The sequence below is a fragment of the Streptomyces scopuliridis genome (genome assembly GCF_042790125.1).
GTDB classification, from domain to species: domain Bacteria; phylum Actinomycetota; class Actinomycetes; order Streptomycetales; family Streptomycetaceae; genus Streptomyces; species Streptomyces scopuliridis_A.
Map to the genome: position 1 here is coordinate 22,102 of NZ_JBHTZS010000033.1, position 25,408 is coordinate 47,509.

Consider the following 25,408-nt stretch of genomic DNA (forward strand, 5'->3'; position numbering starts at 1 on the left):
ATGAGTTGATCCGCTAGCCGCGCGCCTCACTCGTTGCCCCGCTCACCCGGCGCGTACGCCGCCGCGCGTCCCGTAGGGCCACCGCGCCGCCCGCGATCGCCGCGACCAGGACTCCGCCGCCCACGACCACATAGGTCGCGAGACGGGCGTTGCGCTCCTCCGCCGTCTCCCCCAGGGGGAGTTCGGCCGGAGTGGGTGCTTCCCCCTTGTCGACGCCCTCGTGGGCGACCGGCTTCTCGATGGGCTTGTCGTCCTCCGTCAGGGCCCGGACCGGGTCGACGACTCCCCAGCCCACCAGCCTGTCATGGCCGGCCACCGACCGTTCCGCGGTCTGCTGGATCTGCGCGACGATCTGCTTCTGCGTCCAGTCCTTGTGCTTGCTCTTGATGAGAGCGGCGACGCCCGCGACGTAGGGGGCGGAGAAGCTGGTGCCGTTGTCGGCGCAGTGGCCGCCGCCCGGGACCGTGGAGATCATGTCGACGCCGGGGGCCGCCACGCCGACGAACTCGCCGGACTGGGAGAAGGCCGCGCGTTCGTTGTTGCGGTCGGAGGCGGCCACGGCCAGGACGCCGTCGTACGACGCCGGGTAGGTCTCCTTGACGTTGCCGCCCAGACCGTCGTTGCCTGCCGAGGCGACGATGACGGTCTCCTTGGCGAGGGCATTGTTCACCGCCTGCTTCAGCAGGGGTGTGGGCTCGACTGCGTTGGCCGTGTCCTGGGAGATGTTGATGACATCGGCTTCCTCGGCGACGGCGTGGTTGATCGCGTCGGCGAGGGTCAGGGCGGTGCCGTTCCCGTCGGCGTCGTTCTGCTGGAGGGGAATGATCGTGGCGTCAGGAGCGAGGCCGACGAAGCCGGTGCCCGTGGCGGGGCGGGCCGCGATGATCCCGGCGACCTTGGTGCCGTGGCCCACCACGTCCGTGGTGCCGTCCTCCTTGCCGCGCTCAAGCTTGGTGCCGTTGTCGTCCTTGAGGTCCTTGTCCATGAAGTTCTTGCCGCTGCCGACGTCCACCGCGGCCTTCAGCTGCGGATTCTTGATGTCGACACCCGTGTCGATGACCGCGACCCGCACCCCCTTGCCCCGGGACTGGGCCCACAACTCGTCGAGTTGGACGCGCTGGAGCGACCAGGGCCTGCCCTCGTACTTCTTCCCGGGGTATGTGCACTGGTCGGAATCCGCGGCGGCCGGGGACACCGGCAGGCCGATCAGCGCGATTGTGGTGGCGGCCGAGATCGCGAAGAGGCGCCGACAAGCCTGAGTCTGTGTGTGCGTGTGCCTGTGCCTGTGCCTGTGCGTGTGCGGCATGGTCACCCTCACGAGCCCTGCGGCTGGCGGGCGTCCGCCGTCGACAGTCGCGGTCCGGTCGGCAGGAACTCCGACCACGCGGCGGGGATCGGCGCCGGATCGACGTCCTTGTACCCGAGCCGGTTCTGGGCCTGCTGTGCTTCCTCCTGCTGCGACTGCTTCTGCTCCTCCGAACCGGACGAGCCGATACCGGAGTCGTCCGTCGCGCTGTCGCCGTTCGACTGCATCGCGTACCGCAGTCCGGTGTCCGTGACCAGGAACACGAAGCCCGAGTCCGTCCTTGAGCCCTTGAACTGGCGGAAGAGCTGTCCGGATCCCGGGGTGACATAGCCGCTGCTCGACCCGGTCGGCAGGGTCGCGGGGAAGTCGGTGCCCGCCCAGGTGCTGAGCGTGGTGGCGCCACTGTCCTCGTCCACCTCGCGCAGCACGTTGCACACGGTGTTGCGGCTGTCCTCGGCGGTGCTCGCGGAGTTGACGGACTTCGGCGCGTTGTCCGGCCAGTCCAGGTCCTGCCCGAACGCCTCGCCCGGCTCGATGGCACCCGGGCTGACCGGCCTCGCCTTGCCCGCCTGGCCGACGCTGATCAGATCCTTGCTGCTGAGCAGCAGCTTCGCGGTGAAGTCCGAGACGGGGGCGACCCGGCCCTGCAGGACCAGGTAGTGCTGGTTCCTGGTGCCGTCGGTGGCGGTGAGGACCATGCCCACCTTGTTGGCCTCGGGCTCCAGCGCACCGGGGGCGCCGGCGTCGACGCCAGGGGGGCCGTCGATCTCGGGGAACGTGATCCTGTCCCCCTTGTGCAGCGTGTCCAGCCAGCCCGCTGACACCCGCTGGGGCTTGGTGCCCAGACCCACCAGCTGGCGCAGCAGCAGTTCGTCCTTCTCCACCTCGTACGCCTTGCCCTCGGCGTCCACGACGTAGCGCGTCCGGTCGGGCGCCTCCACGTACAGCAGCTCACCGCCGCGCAGTTGGCCGCTGCCCTCGGTCTTCTTCTGCTCGCGTTCGGCGAGGACGAAGGACGCCTTCTGGATGGCCCTGCCGCCCTCGCCGGGCCGCTCGCAGACCGCCCATCGCTTGGTGGACCCGGCCTCCTTGGCATCGGGCAGCCGGTCGGGGGCGTAGGGAATGCCGAGGGTGGCGCCGTGCGGGATCTTGCCGTTGTCGAGCACCGACTCGTCGACGTTGATGACCTTGACCTTGTCCGGGTCGAGGAGGAGTTTGGCGGAGGACATGTTCAGGACGGGATGGAGCTGACTCTTGCCGCCGGTCTCCAGCACCACATAGCGAGTGGTGGACTTGCTGGCGATGATGACGTTCTCCCTGGGCTTGTCCCAGCCCTTCGGCGCCACGGGTTTGAACATTCCCCAGGCGCCGAACACCGCGAGAACCACCACACCGACGATCGCGCCGGGCACCACCGCGCGAAGCGGTCGGGGCGCGCCCTCCTCCGAGCCGGTCGGGCTCGGCTGTACGAACTGCGCGATCAGCCTTCGCTTCGCGAAGGTGTAGGCGTTGAGTTCGTCCCGTCGTGATGCCATCTGTCCGCTGTCCCTCTCCCCCACCGGGCGACCAGGCTCCCACACTCGCCGAGCGGGCCTGCTGTCGTACCAGCCCCCTACTATGCATGCTGGCGCTCCCGTCGCACTGCTCAGGTAGGGTGATCGGCCGGTCAACGCCCGTGGGAAAATTGGTAATTACGGACACGAGGGGGCAACGCGGCGATGGGTACGGCGACGCGCGAGCGCAATGGGCGGACCACCGGACAACCCCCTGACCAGTCCGGTAACAATTCCCGACGGCAACGCAGCAACGCACGGCCGGTGGCGTCCGCGTCGGCCGTCCCCTCGGCCACGAGTCCGCGCGCCCTGTCGCGCACCAGCCGCGTCGGTCCCTTCCAACTGCGTCAACTGGTGCTGATCGAGGCGGCGGCCGCGCTGGCCCTGATCGGCGGGGCGCTCGGCGGGCTCTGGCTGGTGCCCACGCTCGTCGCCGCCGCCGCGCTGGTGCTGTTCGCCGTGATACGCCGCCGCGGTCACGCCATACAGGACTGGGTGTCCACGGCCCTCGCCCTGCGCTCCCGCAGACGGGCGGCGGAGCCCTGTGCCTGGGAGGTCGACCCGTCGCTGGTCCCGGTCGTGGAGAACGTGCCGGGATTCCGCCCGTTCACCTACGTCGACCGGACCCGCCGTACGGTCGGCATGCTCGGTGACGGCACGTTCCTCACGGCGGTGGTACGGGTCGAGGCGAGCAGCGACGCGCTGCGCCCGGTGTTCGGCGCGCGGGCGCTCCCGCTCTCGCTCCTGGGCGACGCCCTTGAGGTCGACGACATCATGCTGGAGTCGGTGCAGTTGGTGCAGCAGGTACGGGCCGCGCCCGCGCCGCATCTTCCCGAGCAGTCGGTGGCCCGGCTCTCGTACGCCCCGCTCCAGGACAAGACCGGAGCGCCCGCGCTGCGGCTCACCTGGGTGGCCGTGAAGCTGGATCCGGAGCTGTGCCGGGAGGCCGTCGAGGCCCGTGGCGGCGGGATCGAGGGCGCCCAGCGCTGTCTGGTGCGGGTGGCGGACCATGTGGCGAGCCGTATCACCGGCGCGGGTTTCCGGGCGGTGGTGCTGGACCAGGACGAGCTGAACTCCACCATGGCGACATCGGCGTGCGCGAGTCCGGCGCTGTCCGCCCGCACGGGCCGGCCGGAGGCCGCGCCCCGTCGGCGTACGGCCGAGACGCCGCGTGTGTGGCGGTGCGACAACCGCTGGCACACGACGTACGCGGTGGCCCGCTGGCCCGAGTTGGGGCGCGCCGCGACCCCGCTGCCCAAGCTGGCGGCGCTGCTCACGGCGGCGCCGGCGTACGCGACGACCTTCAGCCTCACCCTGCGGCGCGGTCCGCACCGGGGCTCGATGACCATGTCCGGTCATGTACGGATCACCGGCGGCACCGACACCGGACTGGTGCGGGTACGGCGGTCGTTGGAGCAGGCGGCGCGGTCGGCGAAGGTCGGTCTCGTACGGCTGGACCGCGAACAGCTGCCCGGCGTGCTCGCGACGCTGCCCCTGGGAGGTGCGCGATGACCGCCGCGAGCGGAACGGCGCGTGGACTGCGGGGGCTGCGCGGCCCCCGTCACGCGGGACACACGCTGGCCATCGAGGATCTGCGCGCGCTGTCGCTGCCCGTCGGGGACGACGGAGTGGTGATCGGTGATGACGCGGAGGGGCGCCCCCAGTTGGTGGGGTTCCACCGTTCGACGCCGTACGACGTGCTGCTGATCGGCGGGCTGTGGACGGCCCAGGTGCTGGCGCTGCGCGCGGCGGGCACGGGCGCGCGGGTGGCGGTCGAGACCGGGCGCGCCCAGGCGTGGACCCGGCTGGCGCAGGCGGCGGGCGCGGGGCTGGACTGCATCACGCTGCACGAGGTCGGCCGCGTCCCGCCGATGGGTGCGACGGTGGGCAGCCCCGTCGTGGTGATCCGGGACTGCGGCATGCGGCCGCCGCGGGGGCGCGTGGTGTCGTCGCCATGGCAGTCGGTGCTGACCCTTCTGCCGTATCTGAGCCCGGTCGCGCCCCGGTTGATGCGGGCGGCCACCCTGGTGGGTGTCCAGCGGGTGTCGCCGCAGGAGGCCGAGCAGATCGGCAGGATCCTGGGGCTGTCGCGGGTCGAGTGCGAGGCACTGCCCACGCTCGCGGACGGTGTAACGCTCTGGTGCGCCGGGCGTGAGCGCCACTGGGTGATGACGGGCGCCACGGACGCCGAGACCGGACTGCTGGGTGTCGCGCGCCGGATGGACTGACTCCGCCGGCGGATGCGGCACTGGATTCGGGACGGGATTCGGCACCGGATCTCCACGTTGTGTGCGCACCGCGCGAACAGGCGTCGAACTTACCTGAGCCCGCTGCCGGATTGAGGGGGCTGTCCTAAGATGTCCGAAGTGACGTCGGCCGTTACCGAAGGGAAGCTTGACTGATGGGGAGCGCACAGGAGAAGGAAGAGCTGTACGCCCTCGACATCTCGGGTGTCGAGTGGATCGGCGCCCCCGGCACGAGCGCGGACGAGGAGCGGGTCGAGATCGCCTATCTGCCCGAGGGGGCTGTCGCGATGCGGTCGTCCATCGATCCGGAGACCGTGCTGCGCTACACCGAGGCGGAGTGGCGGGCGTTCGTACTCGGCGCGCGTGACGGCGAGTTCGATCTGCGCTGAGGCGGTCAGGGCTCAGGACCTCTCTGTAGGGGGCGCGCTTCTCACGGAGCGCGCCCCCTACGAGTACCCGGGGCATTCGACACCGAGACCGGATTGTTGGGCAGCGCACACCCGAGGGGCACAGACCCGGCCACGAGCCGTCGCTGCGCCCGGCCGGTGTGGGTTTCGCCAGGATCTCGTACAGAGATGTACGGATTTGACCACTCGTCCCGTTCACTCTCCGCCCTGGAATGTTCACTTGAGGGCAGCTGGAGTGCGGTACGTGTTGTACCGGACGGCCGTTGACGGACCGGTCCGGCCTGACGTGTCGGCGCCGTTGACGATTAGGGTGGGTGTGGGCGCGGCAGCGTTGAACCTGTGGAAAGGCCGACCGCGTCGTAAGGGGAAGAGCCGGGCGGACCGGACGTACAGATTCGGTCGCCCCCACCCACCACGGCACAAGGGTGCTCGACCACACCAGGAGGCAAAGTGAAGGGCGATCGGGACGAGATCCGCGGAGGCTGGAACCGGCCTGCCGCGGACGATCAGTCCGACGCGGAGCCCGAGATGACGGGTGAGTTCACCATCGACTACACCCCGCCGGCCTGGTATACGCAGAACGCGCCGGGGGACACGTCCGGTGGTGGCGCGGCGAGCACGCCGCCACCCGCGTCGTTCACGACTCCTCCCCCACCGCCCGACGGCGCGCCCGTCGCCGTACCGGGGCTGCCCGCGGGCAGCGGCTTCGAACCCAACTGGGCCCCGGCGCCGCCGGGGCCCCCGACACCGGCTCCGGACCCGACCCCGGCTTCGGACCCGGCTCCTGTCGCGGAGCCCGGTCACGCCGCGCCTGAGCCGTTCGGCGGCGGGGATGTCGAGAGCGGGTCGACCATGCGGTTCTCCCCGGCGTCTCTCCAGCGGGAGATCGCCGAGCAGGAGGCGGCGAAGAACAGGGCCGCGGAGAGCGCCGAGTCCGGCGCCCCCGAGGGACCGGACGCCGCGGAGGCCGTACGCGCGAGCGAGCCCGAACCCGAGACCACGTCCGAGGCTGAGTCCACACCCGCACCCGCACCCGCACCCGCGGTGGTTGCCGACCGTACGGAGACGGAGGGAGCCGAGGCTCCCGACGTACCGAAGGCGGCGGCCGATCCGGTCGCGGAGGCCGGGGCTCCGCCGGAGCCCGAGGTTCCGGACGAGGCCGAGGGCTCCCGCGAGCGTGCGGACGACGAGGACGACGACGAACGCGACGGCGACAAGACCGCCCACTCCGGCGAACCGGCCGCCCTCGCGCCGGTGGACGCGATCGCGGACGCCGTTCCCTCGGCGGACGCCGCACCCGCGCACGGGCCCCAGGACGCTCCCCCGGCCCCCGCGCCGGCCCAACCCTGGGCCCCTCAGCCGGCCGCCGCCCAGAGCCCCGGACTGCCCCCGCTGCCGCCCGCGTACCAGCCCGCAGCGCCGACGGCCGCGCCGCAGTGGCCCGTACAGGCCCCTGCGCAGGCACAGCCGCAGCCCGAGCCCCAGCCGCAGAGCGCCGCGCCGGCTCCGAACGCCTGGCCAGGACAGCCGCCGCAGAGCGGGTACGGCTTCCCCCACCAGGTCCAGCCCGGCCAGCCGCCGCAGCCCGCACAGCAGCAGGGCCACCCCGCCCCCGCCGCGTTGCCGCCCGCCGTACCCGGTCCGGACGCCCAGGGCGCACCGGCCGGTTACGGGTTCCCGCACCAGCAGGGGCAGCCGGGCCCGTACCAGCCCGCCCCGCAAGGCGGTTACGGCTTCCCGCAGCAGGGCCAGCAGGGAGCGCCGGGCGGCTACGGATTCCCTCAGCAGAGCCAGCCGGGACAACCGGGCCAGCCGGGACTCCCCGGTCAGCAGGCGGGCGCCGGTCAGCCGGGCGCCGGCGCTCCCGCGCCGCTGCCTCCGCAGGCGTCCCATCCGCCCGTGCCCGCCGCCCCCAACCTCCCTGCCCAGCAAGCCCAGCAGCCCCCGCACGGCGCTCAGCCGCACCAGGCCCAGCCGCAGCCCCACCAGCAGCCGGCGCCCGGGGCCCCGCCGGTGGACCCCCGTACCGGCGCCGCCTGGCCGTCCGCCGTCTCGCACGACCACCGTGAGCGGTCCGTGCCCGGCGCTCCGCTCGGCTACACGGCCGCCGTGGAGCTCTCCTCCGACCGGCTGCTGCGCAACAACAAGCCGAAGCCCAAGAGCAGCCGCAACCCGTCCGGCGGTTCGCGCTTCAAGCTCGGCGGAAAGGCCGCGGAGGCGGAGCGGCTGCGCAAGCTCGAACTGATCCGTACGCCGGTGCTCTCCTGCTACCGGATCGCGGTCATCAGTCTCAAGGGCGGTGTCGGCAAGACCACGACGACCACGGCACTGGGCTCCACCCTCGCCACCGAGCGGCAGGACAAGATCCTGGCGATCGACGCCAACCCGGACGCCGGCACGCTCGGCCGCCGCGTACGGCGTGAGACGGGCGCGACCATCCGTGACCTGGTCCAGGCGATCCCGCATCTGCACAGCTATATGGACATCCGCAGGTTCACCTCGCAGGCGCCCTCCGGTCTGGAGATCATCGCCAACGATGTGGACCCGGCCGTCTCCACATCGTTCAACGACGAGGACTACCGGCGCGCGATCGAGGTCCTGGGCAAGCAGTACCCGATCATCCTCACGGACTCGGGCACCGGTCTGCTCTACAGCGCGATGCGCGGGGTGCTGGATCTGGCCGACCAGCTGATCATCATCTCGACCCCGTCCGTCGACGGCGCGAGCAGCGCGTCGACCACGCTCGACTGGCTGTCCGCGCACGGCTACGCCGAACTGGTGCAGCGCTCCCTCACGGTGATCTCGGGGGTGCGCGAGACCGGCAAGATGATCAAGGTCGATGACATCGTGCAGCACTTCGAGACCCGCTGCCGCGGGGTGATCGTGGTGCCGTTCGACGAGCATCTGGCGGCCGGTGCCGAGGTGGACCTCGACATGATGCGGCCCAAGACGCGTGAGGCGTACTTCAATCTCTCCGCGATGGTCGCGGAGGACTTCGTACGGGCCCAGCAGGCGCAGGGGCTGTGGACCGCGGACGGCCAGCCGCCGCCGCATCTCGCGCCGCCGATGCCGGGTCCCGGCCAGCAGCCGATGCCGGGTCAGCCCCCGTACGGCCAGCCCGCGCAGGGTCAGCCGTACGCGCCCCAGCAGCATCCCCAGCACTACCCGCAGCAGCCGCACCATCCGCAACAGCAGCCGCCGTACCCCTACCCGCCCCAGCAGCAGGCGGGACCGTACCCGGGGCCCGGAGACCAGCAGGGCTGGCAGCAACAGCCGCCCCCACAGGCACCGCCAGCGCCTCAGCAGTAAGGCATCAGAGGTAGAGACCAATGAGGGGCCGCACCGTCTTCACGGTGCGGCCCCTCGCCCTATTCCCGCAGACCACACGGGGTATGGGCGGCCGTTGACTCAGCCGGACGGGCGCTGATAAACCTTCGCTTCACCAGTTGGCGAATCAGCAGTAACCCGGCTTCTCCGTGCGAGTGATAACACGAGGTCAGCGTCCATGGTCGAAAGAGTCTTCCCGCGCACGCCCCGGCAGCCCGCCCGGCAGCCCGTCCGGCAACGCCCCCGTCTCCGTCTGCTCCTGGCCTCCGGTGCCGCCTCCGCCGCGCTCGTGGCCGGGACCGTGATCCCCCTCAACCCGCTGCTTCCGGCGCCCCAGCAGGCCCAGGCCGCCGACGGCAAGAAGGTCCTCACCGTCGCGGTCAGCCAGAGCGTCGACTCCCTCAGCCCGTTCCTGGCCCAGAAATTGGTCAGTACCAGCGTCCACCGGCTGACCTACGAGTATCTGACCAACTACGACCCCAAGGACGCGCACACGGTCCCCGGCTTCGCCACCGCCTGGAAGCCCTCCGCGGACAAGCTGACGTGGACCTTCACCATCCGCAAGGACTCGAAGTGGTCCGACGGCGTCCAGGCGACCGCCGAGGACGCCGCCTGGACGTTCAACAAGATGATGACGGACGAGAACGCGGCCACCGCCAACGGCAGCTTCACCTCCAACTTCAAGAAGGTCACCGCGCCCGACCCGGAGACGCTCGTCATCGAGCTGGACAAGCCCCAGGCCACGATGACCGCGCTCGATGTCCCGATCGTGCCCAAGCACATCTGGGAGAAGGTCGGCGACTTCTCCAAGTTCAACAACGACAAGCAGTTCCCGATCGTCGGCAACGGACCGTTCGTCATCACGGACTACAAGGTCGACCAGTACATCAAGCTCAAGCCGAACAAGGACTTCTGGCGCGGTGCGCCCAAGTTCGACGAGCTGGTGCTCAAGTACTACAAGGACGGGGACGCGGCCGTCGCGGCGCTCCAGAAGGGTGAGGTGTCCTTCGCCGCCAACCTCACCCCGGCCCAGGCCGCGGCGCTGAAGAGCGCCGACAATATCAAGGTCAATGACGCCCCGGGGCGCCGCTTCTACGCGCTCGCCACCAACCCCGGCGCCCGCTCGAAGAACGGCGAGAAGTTCGGCAACGGGCATGCCGCGCTGCTGGATCCGGCGGTCCGCAAGGCGCTGTTCCAGGCCGTCGACCGCAAGACCGTCATCGACAAGGTCTTCCAGGGCCACGCCGTCGAGGGCAAGGGCTATATTCCGCCGCGCTTCGACGCGTACTTCTGGGAGCCCTCGGCCGAACAGACCATCGCGTACGACCCCGCCGAGGCGGCCAAGACCCTTGACGCGGCCGGATATCAGAAGAACGCCGCGGGCAAGCGCGTCGGCAAGGACGGCAAGCCGCTCGACTTCCGGATCCTCTGCCATGCCACGGACCCGAACGACAAGGCCATCGGGAAGTATCTCCAGGAGTGGTGGGGAGAGCTCGGCATCGGGCTGAAGGTCGAGTGTCTCGACAATGTCTCCGACCCCTGGCTCGCGGGCGACTACGACCTGGCGTTCGACGGCTGGTCGGTCAACCCCGATCCCGACTATGTACTCTCCATTCACACGTGCGACGCGCTCCCCGCCACCCCCAAGGACAGCGGCGCCACGGACAACTTCATCTGCGACAAGCGGTTCGACGACCTCTACGCGCAGCAGTCGGCGGAGTACGACCCGGCCAAACGCGCGGAACTGGTCAAGCAGATGGAATCGCGGCTGTACGACACCGGGTACATGAATGTCATGGCCTACCCGAACGCGGTCGAGGCGTACCGTACCGACCAGATCAAGTCGATCACGACGATGCCGGAGGCCGCCGGCAACCTCTGGGGCCAGGACGGCTACTGGAGCTGGTGGTCCGCAGTGCCGGCCGATGACGGCGGCGGTTCCGGCAGCTCTTCCTCGACCGGTGTGGTGATCGGGATCGGGGCCGCTGTCGTGGTCGTCGCCGCCCTCGGTCTCTTCGTCGCGATGCGTCGCCGTTCCACCGCGGAAGACCGTGAATAACCGATGAGCACCGCAAGCACCCCCGGTGTGGTGTGGGACGCCGTCGACGGCCCGGTGAAGACCGGGCCGTCCGGCCCCGCCCCCGCCACCTCGGGCACCAGGACCGCGTATCCGCTCTATGTGGCGGGCAAGCTGGGCGGCGCCGCCGTCTCGCTGCTCGCCGTCCTCGTCACCAGCTTCTTCCTCTTCCGGATCATCCCCGGCGACCCGGTCAAGGCCATGACCCGTGGCGTACCGACCTCCGCCGAGCAACTGGCCACGCTGCGCAAGCAGTTCGGGCTCGATCTGCCGCTGTGGCAGCAGTTCACCGACTACGTCGGCCGGGCGCTGACCGGCGATCTCGGCACCTCGTACCAGTTCCACGCGCCGGTCGGTGAGCTGATCGCCGAGAAGCTGCCCGCGACACTGCTCCTCACGGGTGTCGCCGTGGTGATCTACTCGGCGCTGGGCCTCTGGCTCGGCACCCGCTCCGCCTGGCGCAACGGCAGCCTCGGCGACCGCCTCAACACCGGTGTGGCGCTGACGCTCTGGTCCGTCCCGTCCTTCTGGCTCGGGCTGCTGCTGATCATCGTCTTCTCGGTGGGCCTCGGCCCGATCCCCGGTCTGTTCCCCACCGGCGGTATGGAGTCGGGCGACTCGTCCGGCTTCGGTTACGTCCTCGATGTGGCGCACCACATGGTGCTGCCGGTGGCCACGCTGGTCGCGGTCGGATACGCGCAGACGCTGCTCGTCATGCGGTCCTCGCTGCTGGACGAGATGGGCGGCGACTATCTGACGACCGCGCGGGCGAAGGGGCTGCGGGACGATCTCGTACGGCGCCGGCACGCGGTGCCGAACGCCCTGCTGCCCACCGTCACCATGGTCTTCATCAACCTGGGCCATGTGGCGGCCGGTTCGATCCTCGTCGAGACGGTCTTCTCCTGGCCCGGTCTCGGCGGACTGTTCTACCAGGCGCTGAGCGTGCCCGATCTGCCCCTCGTCCAGGGGCTGTTCGTCGTGTTCGCCGGGGCGATGATCCTGATGAACCTCCTCGCCGACCTGTTCTATCCGCTCCTCGATCCCCGGGTGGGCCGATGACCCTGGAGAAGACCCCGGCCTCCGCGGACCCCTCGTCGCCGTCGGCCTCCTCGCTCGCCTGGGCCCGCCGGCGCGGCTCGGCGGCCCGCTTCTGGAAGGAGTACCGGACGCACCGCGCCGGACTCCTCGGCCTCGCCGGGCTCGCGTTCATCGCGCTGATCGCCCTCTTCGCGCCGCTGCTCGTCGGCGGCGACGTGCGGAGCGTGACCAACGCGCCCGGTACGGCCCTGGAGAAGCCGAGCGGTGAATTCCCGCTCGGTACGGACCAGTTCGGGCGCTCGCTGCTCGGCCTGCTGATCTGGGGCGCCCGGATCTCGCTGACCGTGGGGCTGCTGGCCGCCGCGCTGTCGGTGGCCATCGGCACCCTCGTCGGGGTCATCGCCGGGCACTACGGCGGCTGGTTCGCGACCGTGGTCATGCGGATCACCGACTGGTTCCTGGTGATGCCGACGCTCGTGCTGGCGATCGTCCTCGCGACGGTCATGTCACGGTCCATCTGGACGGTGATCCTGGCGATCGGTGTCACCAGCTGGCCGACCACGGCACGGCTGGTACGGGCCCAGACCATCGCCGTCGAGTCCCGTCCGTACATCGAGCGCGCCCGTGCGCTCGGCGGCGGCCACGGGCACATCATGACGCGCCATGTGCTGCCCAACGTGATGCCGCTGGTGCTCGCGCAGACCACCCTCGGCATCTCCAGCGCCATCCTGACGGAGGCGACGCTCGCCTTCCTCGGACTCGGCGATCCCCTGATCATCTCCTGGGGCGGCATGCTCCAGGACGCGCGCGAGGCGGGCGCGGTCTCCTCGGGGCACTGGTGGTATCTGGCACCGCCCGGTATCGCGATCGCGTTCGTCGCCCTCGCCTTCACACTCTGCGGCCGTGCGATCGAGGCCGTGCTCAACCCGAAGCTGGGGGTGGCCCGTTGACCGATACGACCCTGCTGGAGATCAAGGACCTCCATGTCACGTACGGCTCCGGTCCCTCGGCCGTGCCCGCCGTACGGGGTGTCGATCTCACCGTCGAGTCCGGCCGCAAGCTGGGCATCGCCGGTGAGTCGGGGTGCGGCAAGTCCACTCTCGCGCTCGCGCTGCTCAGGCTGCTGCCCGCCTCCGCGCGGCTGTCCGGGGAGATCCTGCTCGACGGCGAGGACGTCCTCACGATGAAGTGGGGGCGGCTGCGCGCCGTTCGGTGGGCCGGGGCGTCGATCGTCTTCCAGGGCGCGATGCACTCGCTCAACGCGGTGCACCGGATCGGGGACCAGATCGCCGAACCGGTACTGCTGCACCGGCGCGCCACCCCCGCCGCGGCCCGCTCGCGCGCCGGCGAACTGCTGGAACAGGTCGGGCTGCCGGCCGCCCGCGCGGACGCCTATCCACACGAACTCTCCGGCGGCCAGCGCCAGCGCGTGATGATCGCGATGGCGCTCGCCTGCGATCCGCGGCTGATCGTCGCGGACGAGCCGACCACCGCGCTCGATGTGATGATCCAGGCGCAGATCCTGCGGCTGATCGAACAGCTCGTCGCGGACCAGGGCATCAGCCTGCTGATGATCAGCCACGACCTGGCGGTCCTCTCGGACACCTGCGACCGGCTCGCCGTGATGTACGCGGGCCGGATCGTCGAGGAGGGCCCGGCGCGCACGGTGTACGACGCCGCCGAGCACCCGTACGGCCGGGCGCTCTCCGCCGCCTTCCCCCGCATCGGGGACCCCGCGTCACGGCGCGCCCCCCGCGGGCTGCCCGGCGACCCGCCCGACCCGTCGGCGCTGCCGTCCGGCTGTACGTTCCATCCGCGCTGCCCGGTCGCGCTGGACTCCTGCGCGACCGACGACCAGGAGCTGCGGGACGCGGGCCAGGACCGCCGGGCGGCATGCGTACGGGTGGGCTCGACGGCACCCGCTGAGGTACGTCCATGACGGCGTCCGCGACCACCCCTCAGGAGCCACCCATGCCCGCTGCCCCCCTGCTCTCGGCCGCCGGACTGAACGTCACCTTCCCCGGCCGGCGCGGCGCGCCTCCGGCCCGCGCCGTCGACGGTGTCGACCTCGACATCGGCCCCGGCGAGATCGTCGCGCTGGTCGGCGAGTCCGGCTGCGGCAAGACCACGCTGGCACGCACCCTGCTCGGTCTGGTGCCGCCCACCGACGGCGGGGTCAGCTTCGCCGGCGAACCGCTGGGGTACGGCTCCCGCACCCTCAAGGCCTACCGCAAGCGGGTCCAGCTGGTACTCCAGGATCCGAGCGGCTCCCTCAACCCGCGCCATACGGTGTACGACGCGGTGGCCGAGGGCCTGCGGATCCATGGCTACGGGGGCGACGAACGCGAGGCCGTCGCCGAGGCGCTCTCCCGCGCCGGCCTGCGCCCGCCCGAGCGCTTCTTCCTGCGCTACCCGCACGAGCTGTCCGGCGGCCAGCGCCAGCGCGTCGTCATCGCCGGCGCGCTGGTCCTGAAGCCCGAACTGATCGTCGCGGACGAGCCGGTGGCGTCCCTGGACGCGTCGGTACGGGGCGAGATCCTGGCGCTCCTGCTCTCCCTGCGCGACGAACTAGGCCTCTCCGCGCTGGTCGTGACGCACGACCTGGGCCTCGCGTGGAACATCGCGGACCGGGTGGCGGTGATGTATCTGGGCCGGATCGTGGAGACGGGTCCGGTCGAGGACGTACTGACGAACCCTCAGCACCCCTACACGCAGGCGCTGTTGTCCGTCCTCCCGGAGTCGGACGGCCCCCCGGTCATCCTCACGGGCGAACCCCCGGACCCGTCCCGCATCCCGACGGGCTGCCGCTTCCACGCGCGGTGCCAGGTGCTGGCGTCGGGGGAGGCGGAGAGGGCGGGGGTGGCGGAGAGATGCCGGACGTCGGCGCTGCCGGTGCTGATGGGTGGGGCGGCGACGCAGGTGGCGTGCCACTGGGTGGGAGCGGGTCGGTAGGCGGCGGTTTCGCCTCCGGCGGGGGGCCGTGGTGCGGGGCCGTCGTCGTGGTGCCCGGGGCCGGCTCGCCTCGCGCACGGCCGGGTTGCCCCGGAGCGCACCCCGGCGACAACCCGCACCGCACCACCGGCCCCAGCCGAAACGAACCGCCGGCCGCTACGCGTCATACGCCTCAGTGAGCGCCCGCGACCTCTTCACGTCGTCCCTGATCGCTTCCAGCAGCGCGTCGATCGACTCGAACTTCCGCTGCCCCCGCACATACGACAAGAAGTCCACCGTCACATGCAGCCCGTACAGATCCAGCCCCACCCGGTCGATCGCATACGCCTCGACCGTCCGCTCCGTCCCCTCGAACTGCGGATTCGTGCCCACCGAGATCGCCGCCGGCATCCGTTCCCCGTCCGCCGTCAGCCACCCCGCGTACACCCCGTCCGCCGGGATCGCGGTGTGCGGCAAGGTCTCCACGTTGGCCGTCGGGAAGCCGAGTTCGCGGCCGCGCTGCGCTCCGCGTACGACCACGCCCTCCACCCGGTGCGGCCGGCCCAGGATCTCCGCCGCGCCCGCGACGTCGCCCTCGGCGACCAGTCTGCGGGTGAGGGTGGACGAGAAGGGCTCGCCGCCGCCCGCCTCGCCGGTGACGTAGAGGTCGACGACCTCGACCTCGTAGTCGTAGGTCACGCCGAGATCGGCGAGGACGGCGACATTGCCGGCCGCCTTGTGGCCGAAGCGGAAGTTCGGGCCCTCGATGACCGCGCGGGCGTGCAACTTGTCGACCAGGACCTTCACGATGAAGTCGGCGGGCGACAGCTTGGAGAACTCCAGGGTGAAGGGGAGGATCAGCAGCGCGTCCACCCCCAGGTCCGCCATCAGCTCGGCGCGCCGGTGGTGGGGCGCGAGCAGGGGCGGGTGGCTGCCGGGGCGCACGACCTCGCTGGGGTGCGGGTCGAAGGTCACGACGACCGACTGGACCCCCAGCTCGCGCGCCCGCTCCACCGCTCGTCCGATGATCAGCTGGTGACCGCGGTGCACCCCGTCGTAGGAGCCGATGGTGACGACGCTGCGCCCCCAGTCCTGGGGGATGTCCTCCAAGCCACGCCAGCGCTGCACTCTGACCGCTCCTCGCCGAAACTCTGTACGTCATTGCCGATTACGCAGCTCTAAGACTGCCATGCCCGGCGCCCACGGCCCTCACCGGCACCGGAGAACCCCGCGCGGTGGACGGGTCCCTCTCCGTGCGGGGGACCGTGGGGCGGGCAGGCTGCCCGGCCGCCCCACGGTGGGGTGGTTCAGCCGAAGACCGCGAGGCTCTTGGCCTTGCCGTTCTGCTCCTCGACCAGCGCCACGAAGCGCCCCTCGGGGTCGAACGCGGCGACCGGTCCGGTCGCGTACGAGGGCATGTCCAGCCGTACGCCGTTGATCAGCAGCTTGGCGCGCCGCTCGTCCACGTCCCAGCGCGCGAAGGCCGCCGCGGCGGCCTCGGCGACCGGCATCACGGTCAGCTCCTCCTGGAGCTGCTCAAGCGTCCTCGCGGCGTCCAGCGCGTAGGGGCCCACCCGGGTCCTGCGCAGCGCGGTGAGATGGCCGCCCACCCCGAGGCCGGCGCCCAGGTCGCGGGCGAGGGCGCGGATGTACGTACCGGAGGAGCAGACGACGGAGACGACCAGGTCGAGGACCGGAGTGCCGTCCTCCGCGACCGCCTCACGGACGTCGTAGAGCCGGAACGAGGAGACGGTCACCGGACGGGCCGGGATCTCGAACTCCTCGCCGCCGCGCACGCGCGCGTACGACCGCTTGCCGTCGATCTTGATGGCACTGACCTTGGACGGCACCTGCATGAGGGCGCCGGTCAGCGCCGCGATCCCGGCGTCGATGGCCTCGCGCTTCACCGCGGAGGCGTCGGCGGAGGAGGTGATCTCCCCTTCCGCGTCATCGGTGACGGTGTTCTGCCCCAGCCGGATCGTGCCGAGGTACTCCTTCTCGGTCAGCGCGAGATGGCCGAGAAGCTTCGTGGCCCGCTCCACGCCGAGGACGAGGACGCCCGTCGCCATGGGGTCGAGGGTGCCGGCGTGGCCGACGCGCCGGGTTCTGGCGATCCCGCGCATCTTGGCGACGACGTCGTGCGAAGTGAAGCCCGACGGCTTGTCCACGATGACAAGCCCGTCGGGCGTCGTGTTCTGCTGAGTCATTCCGCGGCGGCGCCGTCCGTGTTGTCGGTGTCGTCGTCCTTGCGGTAGGGGTCGGCCCCGGCCGCGTAGGTCTTGCCGGTCGACACCTCCCGTACCTCCGCGTCCTTGGCGCGCGCCTTGTCGAGGAGGTCCTCGATGGTGCGGGCGTTGTCGGGCAGGGCGTCGGGCACGAACGCCAGTGTCGGGGTGAAGCGGACGCCCGTCTGACGGCCCACCTCGGAGCGGAGGACGCCCTTGGCGCTCTCCAGGGCCGCCGCGGAGGCCGCGCGCTCCTCGTCGTCGCCGTAGACCGTGTAGAAGACCGTGGCCTCCCGCAGGTCGCCGGTGACACGGGCGTCCGTGATGGTCACGAAGCCCAGTCGCGGGTCCTTGATACGGCGGTCCAGGGTCTCCGCGACCACGACCTGGATGCGATCGGCCAGCTTGCGGGCCCGCGCGTTGTCGGTCACCGGTCCGTCACTCTTCCTTCTGGGGTTCTCTTGTGTACTGGTCAGTCTTCATCGCCGTGCAGCCGCCGTCGTACCGACAGCAGCTCCACCTCGGGGTGGCCGGCGACCATGCGCTCGCACCGGTCCAGCACATCCGTGAGGTGCGCCCAGTCCCCGGACACCACCGCGAGACCGATCTCGGCCCTGCGATGAAGGTCCTGGTCGCCGGTCTCCGCCACGCTCACCGCGAATTTCCGCTGGAGCTCGGCGACGATGGGCCGGACGACCGAGCGTTTCTCCTTCAACGACCGTACGTCGCCGAGGAGCAGATCGAAGGACAGCGTCCCCACATACATGCGTTTCCGGATCCCCGCCGGTACGGGTTCAGATGCCCTGCCAGCGCTTGGCAGGGGCACGAGAACCGTACACGGAACGGCCGGGGCCGATCGACGGAATATGCGTCCCGTCGACCGGCCCCGGACCGGTTGCCGTGCGTCAGCCGCGCGGCTTCTCGCGCATCTCGTACGTCGCGATGACGTCGTCGATCTTGATGTCGTTGAAGTTTCCGAGGTTGATACCGCCCTCGAAGCCTTCGCGGATCTCGGTGACGTCGTCCTTGAAGCGGCGCAGACCCTGGATGTTGAGGTCCTCCGCGATGACCTTGCCATCGCGGACGAGCCGGGCCTTGGTGTTCCGCTTGACCTCGCCGGAGCGGATGAGAACACCCGCGATGTTGCCCAGCTTGGACGAGCGGAAGACCTCGCGGATCTCCGCCGTACCGAGCTCGACCTCTTCGTACTCCGGCTTGAGCATGCCCTTGAGGGCGGACTCGATCTCCTCGATCGCCTGGTAGATGACCGAGTAGTAGCGGACGTCCACGCCTTCGCGCTCGGCCATCTGCGCGGCACGCCCCGCGGCGCGCACGTTGAAGCCGATCACGATGGCGTCGGAGCCCATGGCCAGGTCGATGTCCGACTCGGTGACCGCACCCACACCGCGGTGCAGGACCCGGATGTCGACCTCGTCGCCGACGTCGAGCTGGAGCAGCGAGGACTCGAGGGCCTCCACCGAACCGGACGCGTCGCCCTTGATGATGAGGTTGAGTTCCTGCACCAGACCGGCCTTGAGGGCCTCGTCCAGGTTCTCCAGGGAGAACCGGACGCCCCTGCGGGCGAAGGCCGCGTTCCGCTCACGGGCGGCACGCTTCTCGGCGATCTGCCGGGCGGTGCGGTCCTCGTCGACCACGAGGAAGTTGTCGCCGGCGCCGGGGACGTTGGTGAGACCCAGGACCAGGACCGGCGTCGACGGCGCCGCTTCCTCGACGTTGTTGCCGTTGTCGTCGAGCATCGCCCGGACACGGCCGTACGCGTCACCGGCGACCATCGTGTCACCGACGCGCAGCGTACCGCGCTGGACGAGCACGGTGGCGACGGCGCCGCGACCGCGGTCGAGGTGGGCCTCGATGGCGATACCCTGCGCGTCCTGCTCCGGGTTGGCCCGGAGGTCGAGCGAGGCGTCCGCGGTGAGGACCACGGCCTCCAGCAGGCTGTCGATGTGCAGGCCCTGCTTGGCGGAGATGTCGACGAACATGGTGTCGCCGCCGTACTCCTCGGCCACCAGACCGAACTCGGTGAGCTGACCGCGCACCTTGGTCGGGTCGGCGCCCTCGACGTCGATCTTGTTGACCGCCACCACGATCGGCACGTCGGCCGCCTTGGCGTGGTTCAGCGCCTCGATCGTCTGGGGCATCACACCGTCGTTGGCCGCGACCACCAGGATCGCGATGTCGGTGGACTTGGCACCACGGGCACGCATGGCGGTGAACGCCTCGTGACCCGGGGTGTCGATGAAGGTGATCTTGCGCTCTTCACCGTTGACGTCCGTGGCGACCTGGTACGCACCGATGTGCTGCGTGATACCGCCGGCCTCGCCCGCGACGACGTTCGTCTTGCGGATCGCGTCCAGCAGCCTGGTCTTACCGTGGTCGACGTGACCCATGACGGTCACGACCGGCGGACGGGACACGAGGGCTTCCTCGCCGCCCTCGTCCTCGCCGAACTCGATGTCGAAGGACTCGAGCAGCTCGCGGTCCTCCTCCTCGGGGCTGACGATCTCGACGACGTAGTTCATCTCGCTGGCGAGGAGCTGAAGCGTCTCGTCGGAGACGGACTGCGTGGCCGTGACCATCTCGCCGAGGTTCATCATCACGGCGACGAGCGACGCCGGGTTGGCGTTGATCTTCTCCGCGAAGTCGGTGAGCGACGCACCGCGCGACAGCCGGACCGTCTGGCCCTGGCCGCGCGGCAGCATCACGCCGCCTACCGACGGGGCCTGCATGGCCTCGTACTCCTGGCGCCTCTGCCGCTTCGACTTACGGCCACGACGGGCGGGCCCGCCGGGACGGCCGAACGCGCCCTGTGTGCCACCACGGCCGCCGGGACCACCCGGACGTCCGCCGAAGCCGGGACGGCCACCGCCGCCACCGAAGCCGCCGCCACCGGGACGGCCCGGAGCGCCGCCTCCGCCGCCGCCACCCGGGCGACCGGCGAAACCGCCACCGCCGCCGCCACCGGGACGGCCCGCGAAGCCGCCGCCACCGGGACGACCGCCGCCGCCACCGGCACCGCCGGGACGACCGCCGCCACCGGGACCACGGCCACCGCCGGGGCCACCACCGGGACGCGGACCGGCAGCGGGACGCTGCGGCATCATGCCCGGGTTCGGACGGTTACCACCGGGGCCACCGCCGGGACCCGCGGCGCGGGGCGCCTGCGGACGCGGCATACCGCCGGGGGTGGGACGTCCGCCCTGACCACCGGGACCGGCCTGCGGACGGGGACCGCCCTGACCGGAGCCCTGCGGGCGCGGAGCACCGGGGGCACCGGGGCCGCCCGGACGCGGGGCGCCGCCGGGACGGGGCGCCTGCGGGCGCGCCATTCCGGTGGAGCCACCCGAGGTGAAGGGGTTGTTGCCAGGACGCGGGCCCGCGGGGCGGGCACCGGGACGCGGGGCCTGGCCGGGGCGCGCACCGCCGGAGCGGCCGCCCTGGCGCTGGTCTCCCTGGCGCTGGTCGCTCTGCCGCTCACCCTGGCGCTGGTCGCCCTGGCCGCCCGCGGGGCGGTTGGACGGACGCGGGCCGGGGGTGGCACCGGGCCGGGGACCGGCGGCCGGGGCCGACGGGGGCGCGGTGAACTCCGGGGCCGCCGGTGCGGCGGGCGCGGGCTTCGGCGCGGCGGCCGCGGGCCGCGGGGCCGGACGCGGACCGGGCGTCGGCGCGACGGAGGGGGTGCTCCTGGGGGCCTCGGCGGCGGCCGGCTTGGGGGCCGGGACACCGGGCTTGGGGGCAGCGGGACGTGCCGCCTGCGCCGGAGAGGGCGCGGCGGGCCTGGCGGGGGTCGCCTTGCGGGGCGCCCCGGGCTTGGCAGCGGGCTTGCCGGCGTTGCCGCCGGGCCCCTGCAAAGCGTCAGTCAGTTTGCGTACGACCGGCGCCTCGATCGTCGACGACGCCGAACGGACGAATTCACCGAGTTCTTGGAGCTTGGCCATGACGACCTTGCTCTCCACGCCGAACTCCTTGGCGAGTTCGTATACCCGGACCTTAGCCACTTCGCTCCTTTTAGGTCCGGGTTACCGCCGGACCGTCGCTACTTCATGGGCGTACTCATCGCGTACTCATCGAGTGCTCATCGCAATCTCGACCTACTTCCAACTCGCGAGGTACCTGAACCGCACGGGGTTCCGTGCCGTACTTCTTCCTACAGTGCTGCCTGCACTGCGATCGCCTCGACAAACCGGCGCAGCTCCGCGCTGTCGAGCGGTCCCTGGACCCGGAAGGCCCGGGGGAACGCCCGGCGGCGGACCGCCAGATCGAGACAGATCAAGGCGGGGTGCATATACGCACCCCGGCCGGGCAGCGTACCGCGTTGATCGGGAACACATTGTTCTCCGGCCACCACGATGCGCAACAGATCGTTCTTGGCCGCTCGCTTCCGGCAGCCCACGCAGGTTCGCTCAGGGCATGCACGGTCGACCGTCCGGCCAGACACGCTCAAGTCTACCTCCCCGCGCCGACCCCACCCCTTTGGGGCAAGGTTCGAACGCCTGCCGCCCGAAAGATCACGTCGATGTCCGGCGGGGCCTGGTCGCGGCGTACCGCGACGGGCCCCCACCGCCGGCCACTCCCTGATCGGTCGAGCCGGATATTCAGCCGCGGTCGCGACCGCGGTCCCGGTCGTCCCGCCCGCGGTCCCGGTCGTCGCCGCGGTCGCGCTCGTCGTCCGTGGGCTCCGTGTCCGGCCGGATATCGATGCGCCAGCCGGTCAGCCGGGCGGCGAGCCGGGCGTTCTGCCCTTCCTTGCCGATCGCCAGCGACAGCTGGTAGTCCGGCACGGTCACCCGCGCGGAGCGGGCACCCAGATCGACCACCTCGACCTTGCTGACCCGGGCCGGCGACAGCGCGTTCGCCACCATCTCGGCCGGGTCGTCCGACCAGTCGACGATGTCGATCTTCTCGCCCAGCAGCTCGGCCATGACATTGCGTACCCGCGCGCCCATCGGGCCGATGCAGGCGCCCTTGGCGTTGAGGCCGGAACGTGTCGACCGTACGGCGATCTTGGTGCGGTGGCCCGCCTCGCGGGCGATCGCCGTGATCTCGACGGAGCCGTCCGCGATCTCCGGGACCTCCAGCGCGAAGAGCTTCTTCACCAGATTGGGATGGGTACGGGAGAGCGTCACCGACGGCCCGCGCACCCCCCTGGCGACCCGGACCACATACGTACGCAGCCGGAGACCGTGGGTGTACTCCTCACCCGGCACCTGTTCCTGCACCGGAAGGATGGCCTCAAGCTTGTCGTCCAGCTTGACCAGGACGTTCTTCGGGTCCTTGCCCTGCTGGACCAGCCCGGCGACGATGTCGCCCTCCCGGCGCGCGTACTCACCGAAGGTCACATCGTTCTCGGCGTCCCGCAGCCGCTGCTGGATGACCTGGCGCGCGGTGGTCGCGGCGATCCGGCCGAAGTCCGACGGGGTGTCGTCGAACTCCTTGGGCTCCTGCCCCTCTTCCAGATCGGCCGGGTCCTCCTTGGCCCAGACCGTGACATGACCGGTGTCCCGGCTCAGCACGACCCGGGCACGCCGGTGGCTGCCCTCGGTGCGGTGGTAGGCGATGAGGAGTGCCGATTCGATCGCCTCGACCAGCAGGTCGAAGGGAATCTCCTTCTCTTGTGCCAAGCCCTTCAGGAGCTTCACATCGATATCCACGGCTACGCCTCCTCTTCCTTCTTGTCCTTGCGGCTGAACTCGATCTCCACGCGCGCCTTGTCGATCCCCGCGAACTCGATCCGGCGGGCGGTGGGCTTGCGCCCCTTCACACCCGGCACTTCGAGGTCGAGCCCCTCGTCGTCGACGGTCAGGATGCGGGCCACCAGCTCGCCGTCCTCGTGCAGTTGGAACCGGGCCAGCCGGCCCACGGCGCGCACGTAGTGGCGGTGTTCGGTCAGTGGGCGCTCCGCCCCGGGGGAGGTCACTTCGAGCTGGTACTCGTCCTCGCCCATCGCGTCCGTCTCGTCGAGTCTGTCGGAGATGGAGCGGCTCAGCTCGGCGCACTCGTCGAGGTCCACGCCCTCGTCGGAGTCGACCACGACCCTCAGCACACGACGCCTGCCCGCCCGGGACACCTCGATCTCTTCCAGATCCAGGTCCTTCGCGCTGACGAGCGGTTCCAGCAGTCCGCGCAGCCTTTCGCTCTGGGTGGTGCTCATCCGGGTGACTCCTCGGCCGCGTGTGCTGTTGTGGGATCGTCGCGTGTCAGATCAAAGGGTATCCGGTCCCCAGGGGTGTTGCCGTCCACCTGGGGGTGACCCGCGGGTACGCTCGCCTGCGGTGATCATCGCGAAGCCCGAGGAGAGACGCGTGGGGCGCACGGGGACGACACGGAGGCATGCGCTGAGGGCCGCGGGCGCCGCGACGGCCGGTCTGCTGACCGGCTGTTCCCCGGATTCCCCGGCCGTGGACAGCCCGGCGGGAATCGCGCGGGCGGCCAAGCGGGAGCGTGTGCTGCGGATGCGCGCGGCGGGCGGCCACCGGGAGTTGCTGGGCCAGTACGACGCCGTGCTGAAGCGGCACCCCGGGCAGCGTGAGCGGCTGGCTCCGCTACGGGCGGCGGTCGTACGGCAGTTGGCGGCGCTGGCGCCGGAACCGGCCGAGTCCGCGAGCCCCGCCGCGTCGCCGTCCGTATCCGTCACGGCCGCGGCCCCCGCGCCCGGCTCGCCGGCCGTCCCGGCGGAACCGGCCGCGGCCCTCAGGGCGCTGGCCGCGACCGAGCGCCGTACCGGCGACGCGCACACCGCGTCGCTCATGGAAGCGCCCCCTGAGCTGGCCCGGCTGCTGGCCTCTCTCGCGGCGGCGAGCGCCGCCCACGCCTATCTGCTGACGGAAGGATCCCGCTCATGAGTACGGCGCGGACGGCGGCGACAGCGGGCACGGCGACCGGAACGAGCGGTGGTGCGCTGGACGCCGCGCAGGCCGCGCTCGCCGCCGAGCACGCGGCGGTGTACGGGTACGGGGTCGTCGGCGGGCGTGTCGACCGCGCACGCCGGAGCGAGGCCACCAGCGCGCACGCGGCGCACCGGGCCCGGCGTGACGCGCTGGCGCGCACCGTACGGGACCTGGGCGGCACGCCCGCCGCCGCGCAGCCCGCGTACGCCCTGCCCTTCCCCGTACCGGACTCCGCCGCGGCCGTACGGCTCGCCGCCCATCTGGAGGACCGGGTCGCGGGCGTCTACTCCGATCTCGTACGGGCCGCGGAGGGCCCCCTGCGGCGGGAGGCGGCGGGCGCGCTGCGCGAGGCCGCCGTGCGCGCGGTGCGCTGGCGCGGGACCGGCGTAGCCTTTCCTGGGCTCGCCGAGCGCGCGTGAGCCCGTGAGCTCGGAAAGGGAACAACGCACGTATGGGTTTCGAACCGCCGCAGCGTCTGGTGCGCACGCTCGGCGAGAGGTACGGGGAGACCACCGCCGCCGAATGGCTCGGCCGACTGCCCGGCATCGCCGGTGAGGCGGTCGCCCGGCGGCAGCTGGAGGTCGAGCGGGTGATCGCGCCGGGCGGCCGGAGCGGTCTGGTGCTGCTCGTACGGCGGTCCGACGGCTCCCCCGCGACGCTCAAGATCGTCCCGCCGTTCGCGGCTCCCTCGCCGGAGCGGGCGGCGCTGGCGCACTGGAAGGGCTGGGGGGCGGTGGAGCTGCTGGACGCCGGCGCGGACAGCCCGGACACCGCCGACGGCGCGCTGCTCCTGGAGCGGCTGCATCCCGAGGTGTCGCTGCGCTCCCTGCCGGAGGCGAAGTCGCTGCTCGAAGCAGCGGGTACGGTGCGCCGGCTGTGGGTCGACCCGCCCGGGGACCACGGCTTCGAGACGGTGGCCGAGCGGACCGCGCGGGAAGCGGCGGCACTGCGGACGAACGCCGACGACACGCTCGCGCCGCTGGTGTCGGCGGCGCTGGCGGCGCGCGACGAACTCTGCGCCTCCGCCACCGAGATACGGCTGCTGCACGGCGCCTTCGGCCAGGGCAAGGTGCTCGCCGGCGACCGCGCGCCCTGGCTCGCGGTCGGCCCGGAACCGCTGGTCGGTGAGCGCGCCTACGATCTGGCGCGGCTGGTGCGCGACCGGGTGGAGGATCTGGTGGCGGCCTCGTCGGGGGCGTCCTCGGCCCGCCGGCGGGTCAACAGACTGGCCGACTCGCTGGATCTGGACCGGGAGCGGGTGCGGGGGTGGACGCTGTTCCGGGCGGTGGAGTCGGGGGTTCGCACGCTGCGGGCGGGGCGGCGGCAGAGCGGTGAGCTGCTGCTGGAGTTCGCGGGCTGGCTGTAGCCGCGGACTCTGGGTGATTTCCGCGCC

The 25,408-nt window shown here is 71.5% G+C and carries 22 protein-coding genes; 12 read left to right on the top strand and 10 right to left on the bottom strand.

The window, feature by feature from the left end; genetic code table 11:
• Nucleotides 1-13: 13 nt before the first annotated feature.
• Both mycP and eccB read right to left on the bottom strand, forming a co-directional pair.
• Nucleotides 14-1,306, bottom strand: coding sequence for a type VII secretion-associated serine protease mycosin (gene mycP / locus ACFRKB_RS32775; protein WP_383110261.1), 1,293 nt, complete (start codon nucleotides 1,304-1,306; stop codon nucleotides 14-16).
• 8 nt (nucleotides 1,307-1,314) lie between these two features.
• Nucleotides 1,315-2,841: a type VII secretion protein EccB gene (eccB, locus tag ACFRKB_RS32780; RefSeq protein ID WP_383110262.1), complete on the bottom strand. Its 1,527-nt coding sequence runs from the start codon at nucleotides 2,839-2,841 to the stop codon at nucleotides 1,315-1,317.
• A 183-nt stretch (nucleotides 2,842-3,024) separates the two neighbouring features.
• Between eccB and eccE the strand changes: the two genes are divergently transcribed.
• The 9 genes from eccE to ACFRKB_RS32825 all read left to right on the top strand — a co-directional run bounded on the left by eccE (nucleotide 3,025) and on the right by ACFRKB_RS32825 (nucleotide 14,906).
• Nucleotides 3,025-4,371, top strand: coding sequence for a type VII secretion protein EccE (eccE, locus tag ACFRKB_RS32785; RefSeq protein ID WP_383110263.1), 1,347 nt, complete (start codon nucleotides 3,025-3,027; stop codon nucleotides 4,369-4,371).
• Nucleotides 4,368-5,087 carry a hypothetical protein gene (locus ACFRKB_RS32790; protein WP_030351664.1) on the top strand — a complete coding sequence of 240 codons (720 nt, stop codon included), beginning with the start codon at nucleotides 4,368-4,370 and terminating at the stop codon, nucleotides 5,085-5,087. The genes eccE and ACFRKB_RS32790 overlap by 4 nt, the downstream gene beginning before the upstream one ends.
• Before the next feature lie 173 nt (nucleotides 5,088-5,260).
• Nucleotides 5,261-5,494, top strand: coding sequence for a DUF397 domain-containing protein (locus ACFRKB_RS32795; protein WP_365752349.1), 234 nt, complete (start codon nucleotides 5,261-5,263; stop codon nucleotides 5,492-5,494).
• 468 nt (nucleotides 5,495-5,962) lie between these two features.
• Nucleotides 5,963-8,821 (top strand): SCO5717 family growth-regulating ATPase, encoded by a 2,859-nt coding sequence (locus ACFRKB_RS32800; RefSeq protein WP_383110264.1) that lies wholly within the window; start codon nucleotides 5,963-5,965, stop codon nucleotides 8,819-8,821.
• Nucleotides 8,822-9,017: 196 nt separating this feature from the next.
• Nucleotides 9,018-10,898, top strand: a complete 1,881-nt coding sequence (locus ACFRKB_RS32805; RefSeq protein ID WP_383110265.1) for an ABC transporter substrate-binding protein — start codon at nucleotides 9,018-9,020, stop codon at nucleotides 10,896-10,898.
• Nucleotides 10,899-10,901: 3 nt separating this feature from the next.
• The gene (locus ACFRKB_RS32810) at nucleotides 10,902-11,975 is read left to right on the top strand and encodes an ABC transporter permease (RefSeq protein ID WP_383110266.1); all 1,074 of its coding nucleotides are present in this window, start codon (nucleotides 10,902-10,904) and stop codon (nucleotides 11,973-11,975) included.
• On the top strand, nucleotides 11,972-12,904 hold the full coding sequence (locus ACFRKB_RS32815; RefSeq protein ID WP_383110267.1) for an ABC transporter permease: 933 nt from the start codon (nucleotides 11,972-11,974) through the stop codon (nucleotides 12,902-12,904). Before ACFRKB_RS32810 ends, ACFRKB_RS32815 begins: the two co-directional genes overlap by 4 nt.
• Nucleotides 12,901-13,893, top strand: coding sequence for an ABC transporter ATP-binding protein (locus ACFRKB_RS32820; protein WP_383110268.1), 993 nt, complete (start codon nucleotides 12,901-12,903; stop codon nucleotides 13,891-13,893). Before ACFRKB_RS32815 ends, ACFRKB_RS32820 begins: the two co-directional genes overlap by 4 nt.
• Before the next feature lie 32 nt (nucleotides 13,894-13,925).
• Nucleotides 13,926-14,906, top strand: a complete 981-nt coding sequence (locus ACFRKB_RS32825; protein WP_383110269.1) for an oligopeptide/dipeptide ABC transporter ATP-binding protein — start codon at nucleotides 13,926-13,928, stop codon at nucleotides 14,904-14,906.
• 156 nt (nucleotides 14,907-15,062) lie between these two features.
• Here ACFRKB_RS32825 and ACFRKB_RS32830 read toward each other — a convergent pair whose 3' ends face one another.
• The 8 genes from ACFRKB_RS32830 to rimP form a co-directional block, all read right to left on the bottom strand.
• Complete coding sequence (locus tag ACFRKB_RS32830; RefSeq protein ID WP_383110270.1) at nucleotides 15,063-16,013, bottom strand: bifunctional riboflavin kinase/FAD synthetase; 951 nt, start codon at nucleotides 16,011-16,013, stop codon at nucleotides 15,063-15,065.
• Between the two features lie 179 nt (nucleotides 16,014-16,192).
• A complete protein-coding gene (gene truB / locus ACFRKB_RS32835; RefSeq protein ID WP_365976704.1) occupies nucleotides 16,193-17,092 on the bottom strand; it encodes a tRNA pseudouridine(55) synthase TruB in 900 nt (299 codons plus the stop codon).
• Nucleotides 17,089-17,541 (bottom strand): 30S ribosome-binding factor RbfA, encoded by a 453-nt coding sequence (gene rbfA, locus ACFRKB_RS32840; protein WP_383110271.1) that lies wholly within the window; start codon nucleotides 17,539-17,541, stop codon nucleotides 17,089-17,091. Before rbfA ends, truB begins: the two co-directional genes overlap by 4 nt.
• 41 nt (nucleotides 17,542-17,582) lie before the next feature.
• On the bottom strand, nucleotides 17,583-17,876 hold the full coding sequence (locus ACFRKB_RS32845) for a DUF503 domain-containing protein (protein WP_365752366.1): 294 nt from the start codon (nucleotides 17,874-17,876) through the stop codon (nucleotides 17,583-17,585).
• Between the two features lie 139 nt (nucleotides 17,877-18,015).
• A complete protein-coding gene (gene infB / locus ACFRKB_RS32850; RefSeq protein ID WP_383110272.1) occupies nucleotides 18,016-21,126 on the bottom strand; it encodes a translation initiation factor IF-2 in 3,111 nt (1,036 codons plus the stop codon).
• 149 nt (nucleotides 21,127-21,275) lie between these two features.
• Nucleotides 21,276-21,566, bottom strand: a complete 291-nt coding sequence (locus ACFRKB_RS32855; protein ID WP_383110303.1) for a YlxR family protein — start codon at nucleotides 21,564-21,566, stop codon at nucleotides 21,276-21,278.
• A 157-nt stretch (nucleotides 21,567-21,723) separates the two neighbouring features.
• Nucleotides 21,724-22,779: a transcription termination factor NusA gene (gene nusA, locus ACFRKB_RS32860; protein ID WP_383110273.1), complete on the bottom strand. Its 1,056-nt coding sequence runs from the start codon at nucleotides 22,777-22,779 to the stop codon at nucleotides 21,724-21,726.
• A 2-nt stretch (nucleotides 22,780-22,781) separates the two neighbouring features.
• Complete coding sequence (gene rimP, locus ACFRKB_RS32865; protein ID WP_382872765.1) at nucleotides 22,782-23,279, bottom strand: ribosome maturation factor RimP; 498 nt, start codon at nucleotides 23,277-23,279, stop codon at nucleotides 22,782-22,784.
• Nucleotides 23,280-23,400: 121 nt separating this feature from the next.
• On the opposite strand from rimP, the gene ACFRKB_RS32870 reads away from it, so the two are divergent.
• Genes ACFRKB_RS32870 through ACFRKB_RS32880 form a run of 3 tightly spaced genes read left to right on the top strand, consistent with a single transcriptional unit; the run spans nucleotide 23,401 to nucleotide 25,381 of the window.
• Entirely contained in the window at nucleotides 23,401-23,970 is a 570-nt protein-coding gene (locus tag ACFRKB_RS32870) for a hypothetical protein (RefSeq protein WP_383110274.1), read from the top strand.
• The gene (locus ACFRKB_RS32875; protein WP_383110275.1) at nucleotides 23,967-24,434 is read left to right on the top strand and encodes a ferritin-like domain-containing protein; all 468 of its coding nucleotides are present in this window, start codon (nucleotides 23,967-23,969) and stop codon (nucleotides 24,432-24,434) included. Before ACFRKB_RS32870 ends, ACFRKB_RS32875 begins: the two co-directional genes overlap by 4 nt.
• A gap of 32 nt (nucleotides 24,435-24,466) precedes the next feature.
• Nucleotides 24,467-25,381 carry an aminoglycoside phosphotransferase family protein gene (locus ACFRKB_RS32880; RefSeq protein WP_383110276.1) on the top strand — a complete coding sequence of 305 codons (915 nt, stop codon included), beginning with the start codon at nucleotides 24,467-24,469 and terminating at the stop codon, nucleotides 25,379-25,381.
• The last annotated feature ends 27 nt before the right edge of the window (nucleotides 25,382-25,408 follow it).

Bases quoted from the DNA above. Each gene is read 5' to 3' on its own strand.
- ACFRKB_RS32795 (WP_365752349.1), top strand. From the start codon at position 5,261: ATGGGGAGCGCACAGGAGAAGGAAGAGCTGTACGCCCTCGACATCTCG.
- ACFRKB_RS32810 (WP_383110266.1), top strand. From the start codon at position 10,902: ATGAGCACCGCAAGCACCCCCGGTGTGGTGTGGGACGCCGTCGACGGC.
- eccB (WP_383110262.1), bottom strand. From the start codon at position 2,841: ATGGCATCACGACGGGACGAACTCAACGCCTACACCTTCGCGAAGCGA.
- ACFRKB_RS32875 (WP_383110275.1), top strand. From the start codon at position 23,967: ATGAGTACGGCGCGGACGGCGGCGACAGCGGGCACGGCGACCGGAACG.
- ACFRKB_RS32815 (WP_383110267.1), top strand. From the start codon at position 11,972: ATGACCCTGGAGAAGACCCCGGCCTCCGCGGACCCCTCGTCGCCGTCG.
- mycP (WP_383110261.1), bottom strand. From the start codon at position 1,306: ATGCCGCACACGCACAGGCACAGGCACAGGCACACGCACACACAGACT.
- ACFRKB_RS32790 (WP_030351664.1), top strand. From the start codon at position 4,368: ATGACCGCCGCGAGCGGAACGGCGCGTGGACTGCGGGGGCTGCGCGGC.
- ACFRKB_RS32805 (WP_383110265.1), top strand. From the start codon at position 9,018: ATGGTCGAAAGAGTCTTCCCGCGCACGCCCCGGCAGCCCGCCCGGCAG.
- ACFRKB_RS32880 (WP_383110276.1), top strand. From the start codon at position 24,467: ATGGGTTTCGAACCGCCGCAGCGTCTGGTGCGCACGCTCGGCGAGAGG.
- rimP (WP_382872765.1), bottom strand. From the start codon at position 23,279: ATGAGCACCACCCAGAGCGAAAGGCTGCGCGGACTGCTGGAACCGCTC.
- truB (WP_365976704.1), bottom strand. From the start codon at position 17,092: ATGACTCAGCAGAACACGACGCCCGACGGGCTTGTCATCGTGGACAAG.
- ACFRKB_RS32845 (WP_365752366.1), bottom strand. From the start codon at position 17,876: ATGTATGTGGGGACGCTGTCCTTCGATCTGCTCCTCGGCGACGTACGG.
- eccE (WP_383110263.1), top strand. From the start codon at position 3,025: ATGGGTACGGCGACGCGCGAGCGCAATGGGCGGACCACCGGACAACCC.
- ACFRKB_RS32825 (WP_383110269.1), top strand. From the start codon at position 13,926: ATGCCCGCTGCCCCCCTGCTCTCGGCCGCCGGACTGAACGTCACCTTC.